Below are 822 nucleotides of genomic sequence, written 5' to 3'. Positions count from 1 at the left end.
GCGAAATTGCGCTTCTAAGGTTATTAAGAATAGATCTTGTTGCAGTACCGTCATTCCAACTTCCTCCAAGTATGGGCATCCCTGCCAGTAAATTCCTACCCTGTTGATAGCATCCTGCTATCTTGTCCTTTGCTGTCATGGTTAGTGACATGTCATCCATAAGCCACCATCTTAGGCTGTTTCTTTTTTCACGCCATACTGTGCAGGCGTTCAGTGTATGTTTTTCAGGCAGATGTTTTTTGGCGTTTGCGGCAAACCCTTTAAGACGTTCGCGCACTGACTTAGAGTTGAGGCAACACCCAACATAACGCGAGCTAACTATGAACAACCAGCCCATTCGCGCTGAGGATTTACCCCGGCTAACCCGCTTACAAGCGCTGTGTAAAACTATCAATGCTATTGAACACTTAGTCAACGCTAAGCACGATAAAGTGGTGTATGCTGGGCGTATTTGGCGCTATGCCGATTTGGTTTATCTGGCTTATGAATATTATGTGCTGGCTATTCCGTATGACTTAAAGATTGATAACTTCAGCCAATGGTTAGCGGCAGAGCAAGCCATTTTAAAGCAGTTTAATTTACCCTGGCCGGTTGCTACCTTTAATGCAGAAACGGATAACGCCTGAAACATATTGATTGCAGATATGTATGCTAATCAGACACATTTTACAGGAGTTTAGATGCAAAACCCTCAACCTAAGCAACCGCTTTCGACAGATAACAATAGTAACCCTGAGGCCAGCGGCTGTTTAGTTGCCAGTGGCTGGCCTCTGCGCTGGGAGCTATTAATGCGTTACCGGCTAATTGAAATTGTCGCGCTAT

General features: G+C 44.9%; 2 protein-coding genes. One reads left to right on the top strand and one right to left on the bottom strand.

The genetic code is table 11. The features are described 5' to 3' along the window. A partial coding sequence (locus AAY72_RS16975; RefSeq protein ID WP_231728979.1) for a hypothetical protein occupies positions 1 to 277 on the bottom strand: 277 nt, incomplete at its 3' end. Between the two features lie 43 nt (positions 278 to 320). Between AAY72_RS16975 and AAY72_RS14655 the strand changes: the two genes are divergently transcribed. Then, positions 321 to 626: a hypothetical protein gene (locus AAY72_RS14655; RefSeq protein ID WP_057788514.1), complete on the top strand. Its 306-nt coding sequence runs from the start codon at positions 321 to 323 to the stop codon at positions 624 to 626. Positions 627 to 822 lie beyond the last annotated feature (196 nt).

It is taken from the genome of Alishewanella sp. WH16-1, assembly GCF_001441695.1.
GTDB classification, from domain to species: domain Bacteria; phylum Pseudomonadota; class Gammaproteobacteria; order Enterobacterales; family Alteromonadaceae; genus Alishewanella; species Alishewanella agri.
Note: the sequence above shows the minus strand (reverse complement) of the source record. Positions and strands in the feature narration are given on the sequence as shown.

What these genes read in the sequence shown, in the direction of transcription:
- AAY72_RS14655 (WP_057788514.1), top strand. Translation starts at nt 321, where the DNA reads ATGAACAACCAGCCCATTCGCGCTGAGGATTTACCCCGGCTAACCCGC.